This is a genomic window from Pueribacillus theae, assembly GCF_003097615.1.
Classification (GTDB): Bacteria; Bacillota; Bacilli; order Bacillales; family UBA6769; genus Pueribacillus; species Pueribacillus theae.
In genome coordinates, this window is the sequence record NZ_QCZG01000056.1 from 1 (window position 1) to 17,802 (window position 17,802).

21 protein-coding genes are annotated in these 17,802 nt (G+C 40.4%); 19 read left to right on the plus strand and 2 right to left on the minus strand.

Features of this window, described 5'->3' with window-relative positions; translation table 11 throughout:
* Positions 1–219 precede the first annotated feature (219 nt).
* Positions 220–1,572 carry a chromosomal replication initiator protein DnaA gene (dnaA, locus tag DCC39_RS17160; protein ID WP_116556117.1) on the minus strand — a complete coding sequence of 451 codons (1,353 nt, stop codon included), beginning with the start codon at positions 1,570–1,572 and terminating at the stop codon, positions 220–222.
* Between the two features lie 594 nt (positions 1,573–2,166).
* On the opposite strand from dnaA, the gene rpmH reads away from it, so the two are divergent.
* The 12 genes from rpmH to DCC39_RS17220 all read left to right on the plus strand — a co-directional run bounded on the left by rpmH (position 2,167) and on the right by DCC39_RS17220 (position 12,944).
* Positions 2,167–2,301 (plus strand): 50S ribosomal protein L34, encoded by a 135-nt coding sequence (rpmH, locus tag DCC39_RS17165; protein WP_116556118.1) that lies wholly within the window; start codon positions 2,167–2,169, stop codon positions 2,299–2,301.
* A gap of 95 nt (positions 2,302–2,396) precedes the next feature.
* Positions 2,397–2,768 (plus strand): ribonuclease P protein component, encoded by a 372-nt coding sequence (rnpA, locus tag DCC39_RS17170; RefSeq protein WP_116556119.1) that lies wholly within the window; start codon positions 2,397–2,399, stop codon positions 2,766–2,768.
* 42 nt (positions 2,769–2,810) lie between these two features.
* Positions 2,811–3,047 carry a membrane protein insertion efficiency factor YidD gene (gene yidD / locus DCC39_RS17175; protein WP_116556120.1) on the plus strand — a complete coding sequence of 79 codons (237 nt, stop codon included), beginning with the start codon at positions 2,811–2,813 and terminating at the stop codon, positions 3,045–3,047.
* Between the two features lie 39 nt (positions 3,048–3,086).
* Positions 3,087–3,851, plus strand: coding sequence for a YidC family membrane integrase SpoIIIJ (gene spoIIIJ / locus DCC39_RS17180; RefSeq protein WP_116556121.1), 765 nt, complete (start codon positions 3,087–3,089; stop codon positions 3,849–3,851).
* Positions 3,848–4,486, plus strand: a complete 639-nt coding sequence (gene jag, locus DCC39_RS17185; protein WP_116556122.1) for an RNA-binding cell elongation regulator Jag/EloR — start codon at positions 3,848–3,850, stop codon at positions 4,484–4,486. Before spoIIIJ ends, jag begins: the two co-directional genes overlap by 4 nt.
* A 238-nt stretch (positions 4,487–4,724) precedes the next feature.
* Positions 4,725–6,101 (plus strand): tRNA uridine-5-carboxymethylaminomethyl(34) synthesis GTPase MnmE, encoded by a 1,377-nt coding sequence (gene mnmE / locus DCC39_RS17190; protein WP_116556123.1) that lies wholly within the window; start codon positions 4,725–4,727, stop codon positions 6,099–6,101.
* Positions 6,102–6,289: 188 nt separating this feature from the next.
* Positions 6,290–8,176, plus strand: coding sequence for a tRNA uridine-5-carboxymethylaminomethyl(34) synthesis enzyme MnmG (gene mnmG / locus DCC39_RS17195; protein ID WP_116556124.1), 1,887 nt, complete (start codon positions 6,290–6,292; stop codon positions 8,174–8,176).
* An 11-nt stretch (positions 8,177–8,187) separates the two neighbouring features.
* Positions 8,188–8,901 (plus strand): 16S rRNA (guanine(527)-N(7))-methyltransferase RsmG, encoded by a 714-nt coding sequence (rsmG, locus tag DCC39_RS17200; protein WP_116556125.1) that lies wholly within the window; start codon positions 8,188–8,190, stop codon positions 8,899–8,901.
* A 156-nt stretch (positions 8,902–9,057) separates the two neighbouring features.
* Positions 9,058–9,900: a nucleoid occlusion protein gene (gene noc / locus DCC39_RS17205; protein WP_116556126.1), complete on the plus strand. Its 843-nt coding sequence runs from the start codon at positions 9,058–9,060 to the stop codon at positions 9,898–9,900.
* Between the two features lie 226 nt (positions 9,901–10,126).
* A complete protein-coding gene (locus tag DCC39_RS17210) occupies positions 10,127–10,888 on the plus strand; it encodes a ParA family protein (RefSeq protein ID WP_116556127.1) in 762 nt (253 codons plus the stop codon).
* A complete protein-coding gene (locus DCC39_RS17215) occupies positions 10,881–11,717 on the plus strand; it encodes a ParB/RepB/Spo0J family partition protein (RefSeq protein ID WP_116556128.1) in 837 nt (278 codons plus the stop codon). The genes DCC39_RS17210 and DCC39_RS17215 overlap by 8 nt, the downstream gene beginning before the upstream one ends.
* Positions 11,718–11,801: 84 nt before the next feature.
* A complete protein-coding gene (locus DCC39_RS17220) occupies positions 11,802–12,944 on the plus strand; it encodes an aminotransferase class V-fold PLP-dependent enzyme (protein WP_116556129.1) in 1,143 nt (380 codons plus the stop codon).
* 13 nt (positions 12,945–12,957) lie between these two features.
* Here DCC39_RS17220 and yyaC read toward each other — a convergent pair whose 3' ends face one another.
* Positions 12,958–13,554, minus strand: coding sequence for a spore protease YyaC (yyaC, locus tag DCC39_RS17225; RefSeq protein WP_116556130.1), 597 nt, complete (start codon positions 13,552–13,554; stop codon positions 12,958–12,960).
* Positions 13,555–13,634: 80 nt separating this feature from the next.
* Here yyaC and DCC39_RS17230 point away from each other — a divergent pair, with 80 nt between their 5' ends.
* From DCC39_RS17230 to DCC39_RS17260, 7 genes are all read left to right on the plus strand, one after another.
* On the plus strand, positions 13,635–14,654 hold the full coding sequence (locus DCC39_RS17230; RefSeq protein ID WP_116556131.1) for a YkvI family membrane protein: 1,020 nt from the start codon (positions 13,635–13,637) through the stop codon (positions 14,652–14,654).
* Between the two features lie 87 nt (positions 14,655–14,741).
* Positions 14,742–14,945: a DUF951 domain-containing protein gene (locus DCC39_RS17235; RefSeq protein WP_240613688.1), complete on the plus strand. Its 204-nt coding sequence runs from the start codon at positions 14,742–14,744 to the stop codon at positions 14,943–14,945.
* 71 nt (positions 14,946–15,016) lie between these two features.
* Entirely contained in the window at positions 15,017–16,117 is a 1,101-nt protein-coding gene (ychF, locus tag DCC39_RS17240; protein WP_116556132.1) for a redox-regulated ATPase YchF, read from the plus strand.
* A 148-nt stretch (positions 16,118–16,265) separates the two neighbouring features.
* Positions 16,266–16,553 carry a 30S ribosomal protein S6 gene (rpsF, locus tag DCC39_RS17245; RefSeq protein ID WP_116556133.1) on the plus strand — a complete coding sequence of 96 codons (288 nt, stop codon included), beginning with the start codon at positions 16,266–16,268 and terminating at the stop codon, positions 16,551–16,553.
* 28 nt (positions 16,554–16,581) lie between these two features.
* Positions 16,582–17,055 carry a single-stranded DNA-binding protein gene (ssb, locus tag DCC39_RS17250; protein WP_116556134.1) on the plus strand — a complete coding sequence of 158 codons (474 nt, stop codon included), beginning with the start codon at positions 16,582–16,584 and terminating at the stop codon, positions 17,053–17,055.
* 23 nt (positions 17,056–17,078) lie between these two features.
* Positions 17,079–17,309 (plus strand): 30S ribosomal protein S18, encoded by a 231-nt coding sequence (rpsR, locus tag DCC39_RS17255; RefSeq protein ID WP_116556135.1) that lies wholly within the window; start codon positions 17,079–17,081, stop codon positions 17,307–17,309.
* Between the two features lie 125 nt (positions 17,310–17,434).
* On the plus strand, positions 17,435–17,710 hold the full coding sequence (locus DCC39_RS17260; RefSeq protein WP_116556136.1) for an HPr family phosphocarrier protein: 276 nt from the start codon (positions 17,435–17,437) through the stop codon (positions 17,708–17,710).
* The last annotated feature ends 92 nt before the right edge of the window (positions 17,711–17,802 follow it).

The window sequence follows — 17,802 nt, forward strand, 5'->3', positions numbered from 1 at the left end:
CTTAAACGGATATGAACTTTACAGGAACTTGAATATTTTAATTTTTACTAGGTGCGAAAGTTGAGTATTTATTTAAAAAAGTCATAGTAATAGTAGTAGGTAGCGTGAATATGTGGATATCCCTTATATTTGTTGTCGAAACATAAAAAAAGCATGTGGGCAATTTGTTTATAATTCCGGTTTTTTAGCGAAACTTATTCTTAGTCATCCACATGTGGATTATAAATTGTTTTTTAAATCTTGTATGATTTCATCAATTTGCTGCTTCACATTTGAGTCTGTCATGATTAGCTTTGAAATTTTATCATGGGCATGAATGACGGTTGTATGGTCCCTTCCGCCAAATTCCTCGCCAATTTTCGGAAGGGAAAGATCGGTTAGTTCACGTGATAAATACATAGCAATTTGGCGTGGGAATGCAATGGATTTCGTCCTTTTCTTTGCCGCGAAATCTTCCATTTTTATATTAAATTTATCACTTATTTCTTGTTGAATGGCTTGAATCGTAATGATTTTTGGCCGTGATGACGGAATAATGTCCTTTAGGGCTTCCGCTGCAAGGCCTGCATCCATATCTTGATTGACTAATGAAGAATAGGCGACAACGCGAATAAGCGCTCCTTCGAGCTCGCGTATATTTGTATCAATTTGGTTGGCGATATAGATCATGACTTCATTTGGGATATCAAGGCCGTCTGCCTTTGCTTTTTTACGAAGAATGGCAATTCTAGTTTCTAAATCTGGAGGGGTAATATCTGTTATTAGGCCCCACTCAAACCGTGACCTAAGCCGATCTTCAAGCGTTGGAATTTCTTTTGGCGGGCGATCGCTTGATATGACGATTTGCTTTTGTTCCTCATGCAATGAATTGAAAGTATGAAAAAATTCCTCTTGTGTTTGTTCTTTTCCTGCAAGAAATTGAATATCATCAATTAAAAGAATGTCCACATTTCGATATTTATTACGGAAATTATCAGCATCATTATCTCTAATGGAATTAATAAATTCATTTGTAAATTTTTCTGATGAAAGGTAAACAACTCTCGTGCCTGGATTGTGTTCAAGAACATAATGGCCAATTGCTTGCATGAGATGGGTTTTTCCTAAGCCAACTCCGCCGTAAATAAAAAGGGGGTTGTAAGCTTTCGCAGGCGCTTCTGCCACGGCAAGTGATGCAGCGTGTGCAAACCGGTTGCCGCTTCCAATGACAAATGTATCAAACGTATATTTTTGATTTAACATCGTTTTTGGCGAATCATTAGCGGTATTGTTGATTTTTGGCATTTTTTTTGGTTTTTTGACTTCAATCTCTTCATCGCTGTTTTGTTGGGGAGTGATGAATTTGATTTCAAGTGTACTTCCCGTAATTTCTTGTATAATTTCCGCTATCAGGCTGGTGTAGCGGTTTTCCAGCCAGTCTCGGGCGAATTCGTTCGGCGCCGCAACGATTAATAAATCATTCTCGATAGCGTGTGCTTTTGTTGATTTTAACCATGTTTCAAAACTCGGCTTGCTCACTCTTTTTTCAATTTCTTCGAGTGCCCGATCCCATAAATCAGAAATATTCTCCACAGAATTATCCCTCCTTTTTCCACGTTAAAAATTCCGAATTGAAAAAGCCAGGAAGATGAGGAAGTCTTTTTAAACCTGGCTGTTTACAAATTTTCTTTATATGTTATGTAAAAGTTTTTCAGTATGTGGATAACCAATTATTCAGCAAGGGGAATGTTTGTCCACAAAGTTATGCACAGGGTGTGAATAAAAGATTTTTTTCAACGAGTTATCCATAAAACAAAGTATTAATAGAATATCAAATTAATAAAAGCTTTGCAATGGAACGGTCTTAGTTATCCACATGATTAAGCATCTGTTTGCAGCTTTTTCAACAGTTGATAGAATTGTGAACAATTTGTCGATAAATGTTGGATAAGCGAAAATGCAGCCAAAAAATGTTATCCACAAGGGAATCTTTGAAGGAACACATCTCCAGCGAATTTTTCAGAAACTGGAAAAATGAAAAGAGTGATTGGAGAATAATTTCCGTGAGGTTCTTGACATAATGGCGGGTTTCCTCATATAATTTACAAGACTGTGAGGAATGTTAAACACATTTGATGTTTGATATAATACATTAAAGAGAAGGACAACCTCAGGGAGGTGTATGACTTGAAAAGAACGTTTCAACCAAATAATCGAAAACGCAAAAAAGTACATGGTTTCCGTGCACGCATGAGTACAAAAAATGGGCGGAAAGTGATTGCCCGTCGTCGTCGTAAAGGAAGAAAAATATTGTCAGCATAAGGCCACTGAAACATCAGTGGTCTTTTTTCCACTTGTCAAAACACAGCAGTTCGTTAGATTTAAAGTCTCCTTATTTTTAAGCGTGGAGTGAAAAAATGAAGAAAGCCTATCGAATTAAGAAAAATACGGAATTTCAACTCGTTTTCAAACATGGAAAATCGGTGGCAAACCGCCAATTTGTCATTTACATATTAAAAAAAAACGATCAGCAGCATTTTCGGATTGGCTTATCAGTCAGCAAGAAAATCGGAAACGCTGTCGTTCGCAATCGGGTTAAACGCTTAATAAGGGAAGCTTTTAAAGAACTGAAGGATGAGTTGCCGGTTCAATATGATTTTGTCGTCATCGCTAGAAAACCAACAGCTGATATGAATTTTCACCAAGTGAAAAGCAGCTTGATTCATGTATTGCAGCTGGCTAAAGTTTTGCCCCGCAGCTACGTGCCAAAAAATATTCCGGATACGTAAGCAGGAAATTTTTCTTTCTTTAGAGAATAGAGGAGGGTGAAATTGAAAACGTTTCTATTGTGTAACATTCGCTTTTACCAACGGTTTATATCTCCTTTATTTCTTCCGAGTTGCCGTTATCAGCCAACATGTTCTCAATATGGGATTGAAGCCATTCAATATCATGGTGTAATAAAAGGCAGCTGGTTAACAATAAAACGCATTTCCAGATGCCATCCTTTCCATAAAGGCGGGTTTGACCCTGTGCCACTGAAAGAAAATACAAAAGAAAATTTATAAAATCATGAGTTGTTAGGCAAGGTTAAGGAGGATTTAAGTGTGAGGAAAAAGTTAATCATCGTTGTCGCTTTGTTGGCGTTAGTCGCCGTTTTGGCTGGCTGTACGCAAATTAACGAACCGATAACCGATGAAAGTACAGGGTTTTGGAACCAATATTTTGTTTATCCACTTTCTTTAGTTTTAATTTGGGTAGCTAATTTTCTGAATGGAAGCTTTGGTTTTGCAATTATCGCCGTAACCATTGTCATTCGTTTAGTCTTGCTGCCGCTTATGATTCAGCAAACAAAAAGCTCAAAGGCGATGCAGGCCATCCAGCCTGAAATACAAAAATTAAGAGAAAAGTACAGCTCAAAAGATCAAAAAACGCAGCAAAAGCTTCAACAGGAAACGATGGAGCTTTTTCAAAAACATGGTGTGAACCCACTTGCAGGGTGTATGCCCATTTTGATTCAAATGCCGATTTTACTCGCATTTTACCATGCGATCATGCGGACAGCCGAGATTAAAACACATACTTTTTTATGGTTTAGCCTAGGTTCACCTGACTATATTCTTGCTTTGCTTGCAGGGGTAACGACATTTTTGCAGCAGAAAATTATGATGGGCCAGGCACCGCCAAACCCGCAAATGAAAATGATGCTCTATATTATGCCGGTTATGATTGCTATATTTGCCATTAACTTTCCAGCAGCCCTTTCTCTATATTGGGTCATTGGTAACATCTTTATGATTTTTCAAACGTATTTTATTTCTGGCCCCAATGTTCAGGCAGACAGTAAAAGTACGGGAGGCGCGAAAAAGTGAAGGAACTAACGGTCACAGGGAGGACGGTTGAAGAAGCAATTGAACAAGCGTTAACCCAGTTAAACGTGACAAGGGATCACGTTGAAGTCACAGTGATCGAGGAACCAAAAAAAGGATTTTTAGGGATTGGGAGCAAACCTGCGATCGTAAAAATCAGCAAGACGCCCGATCCAATGGAAGAAGCAAAAGCCTATTTGCAAAATATCATTGAAAAAATGGGAATCTCTGTCTCAATTGAACAAAAGCAGGAAGAAGACGGGATTGTCTTTGAATTAATAAGCGATAAAGTTGCTGTCCTTATCGGAAAACGCGGACAAACATTAAATGCCCTCGAATATTTAACAAATATTGCTTTAAACCGGCATTCAAAAGAGTATATACGCATTTATCTTGATGCTGAAAACTACCGTAAAAAAAGAAAAGAAACATTAATCCAACTTGCGGAAAGACAAGCGGAAAGGGCGCTGAAGCTAAATCAAAAAGTCGTGCTCGAACCGATGCCAGCAAAAGAACGTAAAGTGATTCATCTTGCTTTAAAAGAAAAAGAGGGTGTGACGACAAATTCCAAGGGCGATGGGATGTATCGCCACGTTGTTATTTATCCGACAAATGAAAATGAAACGAAACTCCTTTAAGGGTAAACCCTTTTAGGAGTTTTTTACGTTTTCTTGTTTGCTTTTTTTTATAAAAATCGGGTAAACTGAATAGTATTGCGTATCTTTTTATCGACGGGTAAGTTATCAACAGTGGATAACTTTAAATAATAGTGCGTGTTCAAAAAGAACGAAGCTGGCGAAGAAATTCGACAGTTATTTTTACCGGACTTTTTGAACAACCTCTAATAGAGTATAGTAAGAAAAGAGGTGAGAATAGATGGAATACGATACGATTGCAGCAATCTCGACACCGATGGGAGAAGGGGCCATTGCAATTGTTCGTTTAAGCGGAGAGGAAGCCATTGCGATAACCGATAAAATTTTTAAAGGAAAACAACCGCTAAGTGATGTGAATTCGCACACCATTCATTATGGCCATCTCATTGATCCGAAAACCTCTCGCATGATTGAGGAAGTGATGGTATCTGTCATGCGTGCCCCCCGAACGTTTACGCGTGAGGATGTTGTGGAAATCAATTGCCACGGTGGATTGGTCTCTGTGAATCGGGTATTGGAGCTTGCATTAACGAACGGTGCACGTCTTGCGGAGCCAGGTGAATTTACAAAGCGAGCCTTTTTAAACGGCCGGATTGATTTGTCACAGGCGGAAGCGGTGATTGATTTAATCCGCTCAAAGACCGATCGTGCAATGACAGTAGCTTTAAACCAAATGGAAGGGCGTTTATCCAATCTCATTCATTCGTTAAGGCAAACTTTGATTGAAACGATTGCACACGTTGAAGTAAATATCGATTATCCAGAATATGATGCGGAAGAAATGACTCACCAGCTGTTGCACGAAAAAACGATGCACGTTCGAAATGAAATTGATAAACTCATTTCAACATCGAAACAAGGAAAAATTTTGCGTGAAGGATTATCGACCGTGATTATTGGGCGGCCAAATGTCGGAAAATCTTCGCTATTAAATAGTCTAGTACAAGAGAATAAAGCGATTGTGACAAATATCCCCGGTACAACCCGTGATGTATTGGAGGAATATGTAAACGTGAGAGGCGTCCCTTTGCGCCTCGTTGATACGGCAGGCATCCGTGAGACGGAAGATATTGTCGAAAAAATGGGTGTTGAGCGATCGCGCGAAATGTTAAAAAAGGCAGATTTAATTTTGCTCGTTTTAAATAATGGGGAAACATTAACCGATGAGGACGAAGAACTTATTCGAGCCGCAAAACAACTTGATACTATTATCATTGTTAACAAAACCGATCTTGAACAAAAAATAGATATGGATAAAGTCATTTCCCTTGCTGGTGGCAGCCCAATCATTTCAACTTCGCTTTTACTGGAAGAGGGGGTTGACCAGCTGGAAGAAGCCATTGCAAACTTATTTTTTAACGTAGGTATCGAACAGCAGGACATCACCTATGTATCAAACTCACGGCATATTGCTTTATTGAATCAAGCGAGAAGTGCGATAGATGAAGCCATTGCAGCAATTGAAGCCGGGTTGCCTATCGATATGGTTCAAATTGATATGACGAGAGCATGGGAGCTGCTTGGCGAAATTATTGGCGATACAGTGTCAGAGAGCTTAATTAACCAGCTATTTTCACAATTTTGCCTCGGAAAATAAAGAAAACTAGATGTGTGTTCAAAAAGGAGGACAACGAGAGGCAAGAAGGTCGAGGACGTAGAGATTCTTAGCCTATTCATAAAGTTCGGCTAAAGGCATGACGTCCTGTGATCACGTCGAACTGACTTACTTCCTGTAAGCCTCTGGACTTTTTGAACATTCTCTATAACGAAAAGGAGTGAAATATCGTGGGGTATAATGCAGGTCAATATGATGTTATCGTTGTCGGCGCAGGCCATGCGGGCTGCGAAGCTGCGCTCGCTGCCGCCCGGATGGGAGCGAACACGCTTTGCTTAACCTTAAACCTTGATGCCATCGCGTATATGCCTTGCAACCCGTCAGTTGGAGGACCAGCGAAAGGGGTCGTCGTCCGTGAAATTGATGCACTCGGCGGTGAAATGGCCAAAAATATCGACAAAACCCATATCCAAATGAGGCTGTTAAATACCGGCAAAGGCCCGGCTGTAAGGGCGCTTCGGGCACAAGCAGACAAAGTCATGTACCAAATGGAAATGAAAAAAACGCTTGAAAACACAAAGAATTTAACATTAAGGCAGGCAATGGTTGAAGATTTAATCGTGAACAACGGTGTTTGCGAAGGTGTCGTAACGAAAACCGGAGCCGAATATTATGCTTCTGCCGTTGTTATTACAACTGGGACTTATTTGCGCGGAAAAATAATCATAGGTGAACTTGCGTATGACAGCGGGCCAAACAATATGCAGCCATCTGTTAATCTATCGTATGCATTGCAAGACTTAGGTTTTGAATTAGTCAGGTTTAAAACAGGAACGCCTCCAAGGATAAACAAAAACACAATCGATTATTCTGTAACAGAAATCCAGCCAGGGGACAAGGAACCAAGGGCTTTTTCTTACGAAACAACTGAATTTATAACGGATCAATTGCCTTGCTGGCTCACATATACGAGCCCGGAAACCCATGAAATCATTAATCAAAACTTACATCGTTCTCCGATGTATTCCGGTGCCATTGAAGGGACAGGCGCACGCTATTGTCCTTCAATTGAAGATAAAATCGTGCGTTTTCATGATAAACCGCGCCATCAAATTTTTCTTGAACCTGAAGGCAGAAATACAGAAGAAGTGTACGTTCAAGGACTTTCAACAAGCCTGCCGGAAGATGTACAGCGAAAACTGATCACATCTGTCCCAGGACTTGAAAAGGCGGAATTTATGCGGGCTGGATATGCGATTGAATATGATGCGATTGTACCTACACAGCTTTGGCCATCACTTGAAACAAAAAAAGTTGAGAGGCTTTTCACGGCTGGGCAGTTGAACGGAACGAGTGGATATGAAGAGGCTGCCGCACAAGGGATTATTGCCGGCATCAATGCGGTAAGAAAAACCCAAGGAAAAGAGTCGTTTATTTTAGATCGCTCTGACGGATATATCGGTGTTTTAATCGATGATCTCGTCACAAAAGGGACGAATGAACCGTATCGCTTGCTCACCTCGCGTGCAGAATATCGTTTGCTTTTGCGCCACGACAATTGTGATTTGCGTTTGACCGAAAAAGGCTATGAAGTTGGGTTGATTTCTGAAGAACGTTACACACGTTTTCTTAAGAAAAAAGCAAATATTGAACGGGAAATCGAACGGCTCAAATCAGTGGTCATAAAGCCAAATGAAGAAACAAATAAACTCATAGAAGCCGTTGGAGCAAAGCCTTTAACCGACGGTGTAAAAGCAGCTGATTTTTTGAAACGGCCGGAAATTCACTATGAAATGATTGAGCAGCTTGTGCCAAGTGATGAAACGATTCCAGAAGATGTGAAAGAACAAGTTGAAATTCAAATCAAATACAAAGGCTACATTGACAAACAGCTGCAACAAGTTGAAAAAATGAAAAAAATGAATGATAAGAAAATCCCTGCTGACATTGACTATTATGCCATTGGAGGAATTGCGACAGAAGCAAAACAAAAACTCGATAAAGTCCGCCCATTGTCGGTTGGCCAAGCTTCCCGCATTTCAGGTGTTAACCCATCCGATATTTCAATTTTGCTTGTCTATATCGAACAAGGAAAAATTGCAAAAATAGCAAAATAATGAGGGATAACATGAACGAACAGCAATTTCAGCAGCTTTTGGAAAAAAAGGGAGTTTCCCTTACAAATACGCAGCTTGAGCAATTTAATACGTATTATGAAACGCTCATTGAATGGAACGAAAAAATGAACTTAACTGGAATCACTGAAAAAAATGAAGTGTATGAAAAGCATTTTTTTGACTCGCTGAGTGCTGCATTCGCTTGTGATTTTACAAAAATAACGACTGTTTGTGATGTCGGATCCGGAGCCGGTTTTCCGAGCATTCCATTAAAAATTTGCTATCCGCATTTAAACATTTCAATCGTTGATTCATTAAAAAAGCGGATTACATTTTTAAACCATCTCGTCAATGAATTAAAAATAGAAAAAGTTGCTCTTTACCACGATCGGGCAGAAACATTTGCCCGAAACCCAAAATTTCGGGAAGCTTTCGATCTTGTTACAGCAAGAGCCGTGGCAAAACTATCCGTGTTAAGCGAGCTTTGTTTGCCTTTAGTAAAAGAAACAGGCACTTTTCTCGTCATGAAAGGGCCGAGAATCACAGAAGAAGTTTCCGAGGCAGAACACGCGATTTCTTTATTAGGAGGAGAAATTACAGATAAAATAACGACAGAACTTCCTTTCGAAAAAAGCGATCGGAATCTTTTGCTCATCACGAAAAAAAAGCGAACACCAAAAAAATATCCACGTAAACCAGGCACGCCAAATAAAGAACCGCTCTAGAGAAGGAATAAAAGCGGAATGTTCCACGTGGAACATTTCGTTATTTTTTTGTCCGTGAAGAACTAGCAGGAAACAAATAAGTGTGAGAGAATAATAGATAATAGGATTGAACTGCGCGTTACCTGTAAATTACCTTCTTTAAGGGGGTGGAAGCTTATGAAATCTTCCATATCTCGCCTTTTTGGTTTGGGAGAAAAAGAAATAGAAAGAGAAATAAAGAAAGATGAAGTTGTACAATTAGCGATTTCAAAAATTACTCCAAACCGTTATCAGCCTCGGACTGTTTTTGTTGATGAAAAAATTGAAGAATTGGCTCAAACCATTAAAACACATGGTATTATCCAGCCGATTATTGTTAGAAAAATAGACGGAAAAGACGAAGAATATGAAATCATTGCCGGGGAACGAAGATGGCGTGCGGTACAAAAACTAGGCTGGGAAACGATACCTGCCATTATAAGGGAATTTAGCGATTCTCAAACAGCATCAGTCGCTCTCATTGAAAATTTGCAGCGTGAAGAATTAACAGCGATTGAAGAAGCGGTTGCGTATGCTAAACTCATCGAAATTCATGGGCTGACACAGGAAAGCCTCGCACAACGGTTGGGGAAAGGACAGTCGACGATTGCTAATAAGCTTCGTCTACTAAAACTGCCAAAACAAGTGCAAGATTCATTATTGAATAAAGAAATAACGGAACGCCATGCCCGTGCACTAATCGTATTAAAAAATGAAGAAAAACAAGTCCAATTGTTACATGAGATTGTTGAAAACCAATTAAATGTAAAACAGACAGAAGACAAAGTGAAAAGTTTCCTTGAAGGCGATAAGAAAAAAACAAAGAATACGAGAAAAGCAGTTAGCAAAGATACGAGAATTGCAGTGAATACCATTCGACAATCGATGAATATGATAAAAGATACTGGCATCTCGATTGAAATGGAAGAAGAAAATCATGAAGACTATTACCAATTCTTGATTCGCATACCAAAAAAATAATAGAAAGAGAAAAACAACAGGATGAAAAGCTCCTGTTAAAAAACTCTATTAAACAATACTATTAATCATCCCGCGGGTACGATTTACTTTCGAGAAGCGGGTTTTCCTTACGGAAAAAAGGTTCTCTTCAGGATAACATTATCCCGCTACATGTTGATTAATGAGCGTTGTCATTAAAAAAGTCTAACAAAAGAAATTGATGAGGAACGAGTGGGAAGGTGACGTTGTGACAAAAACGCTAGCAATAGCTAATCAAAAAGGCGGAGTAGGAAAAACAACGACTTCTGTCAATTTAGGCGCTTGTCTTGCACATATAGGCAAGAAAGTGCTGCTTATCGATATCGATCCGCAAGGGAACGCAACGAGCGGTGTAGGGATTGATAAAGGGGAGGTGGATGAGAGCATATATAACGTTCTTGTTGATGATGTTGATGCAGCTTCGGTTATAAAAAAAACAAATACTGAAAACTTTGATGTGATTCCATCAACGATTCAACTCGCAGGCGCTGAAATAGAATTGGTGTCAACGATATCGAGAGAAATCCGATTAAAACGAGCGTTGGCTAAGCTTGATAATCAATATGATTATATTATTATTGACTGCCCACCATCCCTTGGGCTTTTAACATTAAACGCTTTAACAGCCTCTGACTCCGTATTAATCCCTGTCCAATGCGAATATTACGCGCTTGAAGGATTGAGCCAATTATTAAATACGGTCAGGCTTGTCCAAAAGCATTTAAATAAAAATTTAATGATTGATGGCGTCCTTCTCACCATGCTTGATGCGAGAACAAACTTGGGGATTCAAGTCATTGATGAAGTAAAAAAATATTTTCAAGATAAAGTGTATAAAACAATCATTCCGAGAAATGTGCGGTTAAGTGAGGCGCCAAGCCATGGGAAGCCGATAATCATCTATGATCCCCGTTCAAAAGGTGCCGAGTTTTATTTAGAACTTGCAAAGGAGATGGTCGTGAGTGGCTAGAGGGCTCGGAAGAGGGATTGAGGCGTTTTTTCCACCGCAAGAAGAGAATGATGCGGTGAAAGAAATCAAAATAAATGAACTCGAAACGAATCCATACCAACCTAGAAAAACATTTGTTGAAGAGTCGATAAACGAGCTAAGTCAATCGATTGCTGAACATGGAATTATACAACCTTTAATCGTCCGAAAAAGTGTGAAAGGCTATGAAATCGTCGCTGGAGAACGGCGGTTTCGTGCCGCTAAAGCTGCAAATGTAAAGAAAATACCAGTTATTATTAAAGAGTTAACGGATGACCAGATGATGGAAATAGCATTAATTGAAAATTTGCAGCGGGAAGATTTAAATCCTGTTGAAGAAGCGCAAGCGTATCGAAAATTAATGCAAGAATTAAACTATACGCAAGAAGAACTGTCAAAACGAGTTGGAAAAAGCCGGCCCCATATTGCTAATCACCTTCGATTGCTTAATTTAGCTCCCGATATCCTTGAATTTATTGCAAATGGCACATTGACGATGGGGCATGGAAGGGCTTTTCTAGGACTGAAATCAAAAGAAAAATTGAATGCTCTCGTTCAAAAAACGATTAAAGAACAATTAAACGTCCGCGAATTAGAAAAACTCGTCCAGCAGTTAAACGAAAATGTTCCACGTGAAACAATTGCAACAAAGCAAAATAAAGAACCTTTCCTCGTTGAAAAGGAAACTGCGTTACAAAAAAAATACGGGACGGCTGTCACAATAAAAAAAATGAAGCGCAAAGGGAAAATTGAAATTGAATTTTCCTCCAACGATGAGCTTAAAAGAATACTCGGCTTATTAGAAAGATAGAAGACGCTAAACCATCGGTAAGGTGGTTTTTCTTTTTGGTTGTTAAATGTTCGCCAATTGGGAATTTTTTTTAAGGGGGATCATATGATTTACTTTGATAATGCTGCAAGTTCGTTTCCAAAACCTAAAAAGGTAGTCGAAGCTGTTGTGGAAGCATTAACGGAGTATGGGGCAAACCCTGGAAGAGGGGCCCATGCATTGGCAGAAAGAACAGCTGCCATCATTAATGAAGCTAGAAAAGAACTCGCTTTGTTTTTTGGTTTATCTTATAAGAACCATGTCTTATTTTACCAAAATGCCACAATGGCCCTCAATCAAGCAATTAAAGGATTTCCATTTAAAGAAGGCGACCATGTCATTGCAACGGTTTATGAACATAATTCAGTGCGCAGGCCGCTTGAAGCATGTGTGAAATCAAAAGGAATTAAAGTCACTTATTTGTCACCTAACAGGGGATTTCACGAAGAAAAATGGGAGGACGCTTTGGAGGACAATACGAAATTTATCGCTGTCACGCACGCTTCAAACGTCACAGGCGACATCCTGCCGATCGAAGAAATTGGCTTGTTTGCAAAAAAACATGGGCTCACTTTGTTGGTCGATGCCTCGCAAACAGCAGGTGTCCTGCCGATAAACATGGATGAACTCGGCATTGATATGCTTGCGTTTCCAGGCCATAAGGGGCTATTGGGGCCTCAAGGAACAGGTGCCCTTTTACTGAATGAAAAGATGGATCTGGCTCCAATTATCCACGGCGGCACGGGGAGCCATTCTGAACAGATTGAGCAGCCAGGCGTTTTGCCAGATAAATTTGAAAGCGGGACATTAAATACACCTGGGATTGCCGGGTTGTTAGCAGGAGTCAAAGTCGTAAAAGAACGGACGTTAGATGCGATTGCAAAACACGAATCAGACCTTGCAAACTACTGTATTGAGAGCTTGCAAACGATTGGAAACGTTCGATTGTACGGCCCTGGTCAATCAAAGCAAAGAATTGGTGTCGTTTCTTTTGCGATTGAAGGAATCGATAGCCATGAAATCGCAATGATTTTGGATCAGCATTACGGTATTGCAGTTCGAGCCGGTTTGCACTGCTCGCCAATGGCACACGAAGAGCTTGGAACCATTGAAGGCGGCCTGATTCGGGTTAGTTTTGGGTTTGCAAATACGAAAGAAGAGATTGATGTTCTCATTCAAGCATTAACTGAAATAACCGGTTATTTTTAATCGGGAAAGGCTTTTAAGATGAAACCATTTCGTTTTTGAATCCCTTCGGTTTTCGTTTATAAAGTGAAAGAAATAAGCCATCCGCGATGAAATCTGCCATTGTCATGACGAGGTGCAGCCTTGTGTTTTGCAAAACAATATGCTCCATAAAACCACCTACATTTACGATTCCCGTAATATGGATGTCACCTACCGCAGGCAACTGTTTATGGACGCCGGCACCCGGTCTTACAGGCCCAATTCCTGCCGATACGAACCCGATGCTCGAAAGTTTACCGAGGCAGGCATCGATTCCGATGACGAATGGATTCCGGTATTTTTGTTCAATGTTTCGTAACGTTTCTTGCAAATTAACTGCATGAACGGGTGATTGCAGCGTTCCATATATATTGTAACCGGGAAAACGGTTTTTAAGTTTTGTGCCTACGAGTGGGCCAAGGGAATCGCCTGTTGACCGATCCGTTCCAATGCAAACGATAACAATTGGGCATTCGGAATTCGGTATAAGGGAATCTAGATAGCTTGAAAAAGTGGAATTTGCATGGTTCTCTTCATGATGGATGCGAAGTGGTTTGGTTTTCTTTTTTAAGACTTTGTCATGAAGATTCATAGGAACCTCTCCTTTGTAATAGTAGTAACAGTATACGGCGATATGCTGTCTTCTATACATGATGTGGAGGGGGACACCTGATGTGGCAAGCGGGAATGAAATGGTTATTTTTAATTTTGGGAACGACGATTGGGGCTGGCTATGCCTCAGGAAGAGAACTATGGCAATTTTTTGGCCATGAAAGTGTACTGGCCATCGGCATTTTTGTCATTTTATTTATGCTTTGCTGCCATGTGATTTTGCGTGTTAGCTATGAAAGCCAATCGAATCATTACTTGCCGGTTTTGACAACGCTTTTAGGAAAAAGAATGGCGGTACTCTACGACTTTATGATTATGATGTATTTGTTCACGACAACCGCGGTGATGTACGCCGGAAGTGGAGCTGCCCTCGAAGCTTTTAAGGTGCCCTATTTCGTTGGTATTGTGATAAGTTGTTTTCTCGTAGTTATTTTATTTTTTTGGAATACAGAAGGCGTCGTTGCGATGAATGCACTTCTGATTCCCGGCCTTGTTATCCTCCTTTTCGTAACGATTTGTCTTTTTTTAATGATGAAAAACGCTTCATTTTCAATTAACTTTCACGAGCAATCAAATTGGCCTGCTGGGTTTACGTTTACCTCATTGAATATTCTTCCGCTTGTCGCAGTGCTTGCAGCGATCGGATCAAAGGTGAAGCATCCTGGTGAAATCTGGATCGCCAGTGTCGGAAGCGCAATTGTGCTGGGAGGCCTTTCTTTTTTATACAATCATGCTTTAATCCAAGTGGCAGATGAATTGCTGTTCTTTGAAATTCCTTTGTTCGCCATTTTGAAGCATTATCCTTCTTTTATGGCCATTATCATGACAATTTTGCTTTGGTTTGCCATTTATACGACAGCCGTATCCGGACTATTAGGGCTCACAAGCAGGCTTAACAATACATTGAATCTGCCTTGGTGGCTGTTCTCTTTTATATTGACGATGTTGATGCTGCCGCTCACATTTTTTGGCTTTTCTAATTTAGTAGCGTTCTTATACCCGTTATATGGCATTCTTAATCTTTATTTACTGGCGGCCATTCTATTCTATCCGATTGCAAAGGGACGCTCTGAACTTTAAAATAGGGAAAGGACAGGCAGAAGTTCTAAAGCAAGGTTTCAAAACTTTCGCCGTATTTTTGGAACGATGAAGCTGGAGGGAATGAATGTGGTGGACAAAACGTTTGATTTGAATGACATTGTTGTAATGAAAAAGCCGCATCCATGCGGCGAAAATCGCTGGCAAATCATTCGGCTTGGAGCGGATATCCGGATCAAATGTACAGGCTGTGACCATAGCGTGCTCATGTCGAGGAAAGAATTTACAAGAAAAATGAAAAAGGTGATCGAGCGGCATAACGCCGAAGAATAGATGAGATCGTCTTGCAGGAGCCCCGTGCTATAATAGAGAAGGTTAGGAACAGATGGAAGGAAGTGTACGTATTGGCTTTAACGACTGGAATTGTAGGACTCCCTAACGTTGGCAAATCAACGTTGTTTAATGCGATCACACAGGCCGGTGCGGAAGCGGCGAATTATCCTTTTTGTACGATCGATCCGAATGTTGGCATCGTTGAAGTGCCTGATCGCCGCTTGCAAAAATTAACAGAGCTTGTTCAGCCAAAAAAAACGGTTCCTACAGCGTTTGAATTCACAGATATCGCAGGTATCGTTAAGGGAGCAAGCAAAGGGGAAGGCCTTGGAAATAAATTTTTATCCCATATCCGCCAAGTGGATGCGATTTTACATGTTGTCCGCTGCTTTGAAGATGAAAATGTAACGCATGTCGCGGGGACGGTAGATCCGATTGCTGACATTGAAACGATTAATCTTGAGCTCATTCTTGCCGATATGGAAACGGTTGATAAAAGAATTGGCCGTGCCGAAAAGCTGGCTAAACAAAAAGACAAACAGGCAGCGATTGAATTTGAGGCGCTCTCAAAGATTAAAAAGGCATTTGAAAATGAATTGCCGGCCCGCAGTGTTGAATTGAATGAAGAAGAGGAAAAAATGATTCATGGTTTACACTTATTGACGATAAAGCCAGTCCTGTATGCAGCAAATGTAAGTGAAGAGGGATTGCTTGATGGTGGTGAAAATGAATACGTTCAAAAGGTAAGAGAATATGCTAAAGCGGAAAACGCTGAAGTTATCGTCATCTGTGCAAAAATTGAATCCGAAATTGCTGAGCTTGATGGAGATGAAAGACAAGCATTCTTGGAGGAAATTGGAATTGAAGAAGCGGGTCTTGACCAATTAATCCGTGCTTCTTACAGCTTGCTCGGTTTAGCTACGTACTTTACAGCGGGTGTACAGGAAGTAAGGGCCTGGACATTTAGGCGAGGAACGAAAGCTCCGCAAGCAGCGGGAATTATCCATACAGACTTTGAACGCGGATTTATCCGGGCAGAGGTCGTCTCGTATGATGATTTAGTTGAAGCCGGCTCTATGGCTGCTGCCAAAGAAAAAGGCAAAGTCCGCCTTGAAGGAAAAGAATACGTCGTACAAGACGGGGACGTCATTCATTTTAGATTTAACGTATAAAAAAGTTTGCTTCTAGCCTATCAAATTGCTATAATATCAAGATGTGAGTAATGAATATTACTCCTTGCTCCTTGAGACTTGCAATTGGGATCAGAAAGAAGAACCAACTTTTCAAGGAGCCGCTTAGGCCATAAGGAGGTGACGCGACATGCGTAAATACGAAATCATGTACATCATTCGTCCAAACTTGGATGAAGAAGGGCGAAAAGCGTTAGTTGAACGCTTTAACACCGTTTTAACTGACAGAGGTGCAGAATTAGAGAAAGTAAACGAAATGGGAATGAAACGCCTTGCGTACGAAATTGATGATTTCCGTGAAGGCTACTACGTTGTTCTCGAGGTAAACAGCAAGCCTGAAGCGATCGAAGAATTCGATCGTTTAGCGAAAATCAGCGATGATATTATTCGTTTTATGGCGATTCGTCCCGGCGAATAATAAAGTATTTAAATCGGGAGGGGTTCGGGTGATTAATCGTGTTATTCTTGTCGGTCGTTTAACGAGAGATCCTGAATTGCGTTACACACCGAATGGTGTGGCTGTGGCCAACTTTTCTCTGGCGGTCAATCGGCCTTTTACAAATCAGCAAGGGGAACGTGAAACTGATTTTATAAATATCGTCGTTTGGCGCAGACAAGCTGAGAATGTTGCAAATTACTTGAAAAAAGGCAGCTTGGCCGGAGTGGATGGACGTATGCAAACGCGTTCGTATGAAAATAATCAGGGGCAGCGTGTTTATGTAACCGAAGTAATGGCGGAAAGCGTGCAATTTTTGGAACCAAAGAATTCACAAAATCGGGAGAATTTCTCTGATTTTGGACAACAAGGATATCCAAGCCCGAACGAACGAAAAAATGAGAGAAAGGATTTAATGGATAACGATCCTTTTTCAAATGACGGACAGACAATCGATATTTCTGATGATGATCTACCGTTTTAATTTATTGAAAAGGAGGGCTATTTATGGCTCGTCAAGGACGAAGAGGACGTCGCCGGAAAGTGTGTTTTTTTACGGCGAATAACATTACGTACATTGACTATAAGGATGTCGATTTGCTAAAACGCTTCATCTCTGAACGCGGAAAGATTCTTCCTCGCCGTGTGACTGGGACAAGCGCGAAATACCAACGGCAATTAACCCGTGCGATCAAACGCGCACGCCAAATGGCGTTATTGCCTTACTCCGCTGAATAAGCTTTACAGCACAATGGGAATTTCCTGTTGTGCTGTTTTTATTTTTAAAAAGATCCTTCTCTGTTTAAAAAATCCTTTTGTTGGGAATAATAGTTTCAAAGACTAGTAAAACGGAGAGGATTCAAATGAGAAAAATCATATCAAATCGTATTCCTTTCATGATAAAAATGGGGTTAACAGAAGCTATTAAGTGGGTTGAAGAAGCAAAAAAATATAAAAGCAACATCTACATACACTATAATGGCACAACAGTGGACAGTAAAAAATTACCGAGCACCGTTTCCCTGTTCCTAACCATGAAAGAAAAAGAGCTGTTGCTCATTGCAGAAGGCGAAGATGCGCCAGTTGCCATTCAAGATTTGACAAATATATTGACAAGCAAATTGAAAACAGCGATGTAACCAACGACGCCGATCAAAGCGTCGTTTTTTTTTGTGAAAAGAAAACCATACGCTAGGCGTATGGTTCCGGAAAGCTTTCAGCGATGTATCAA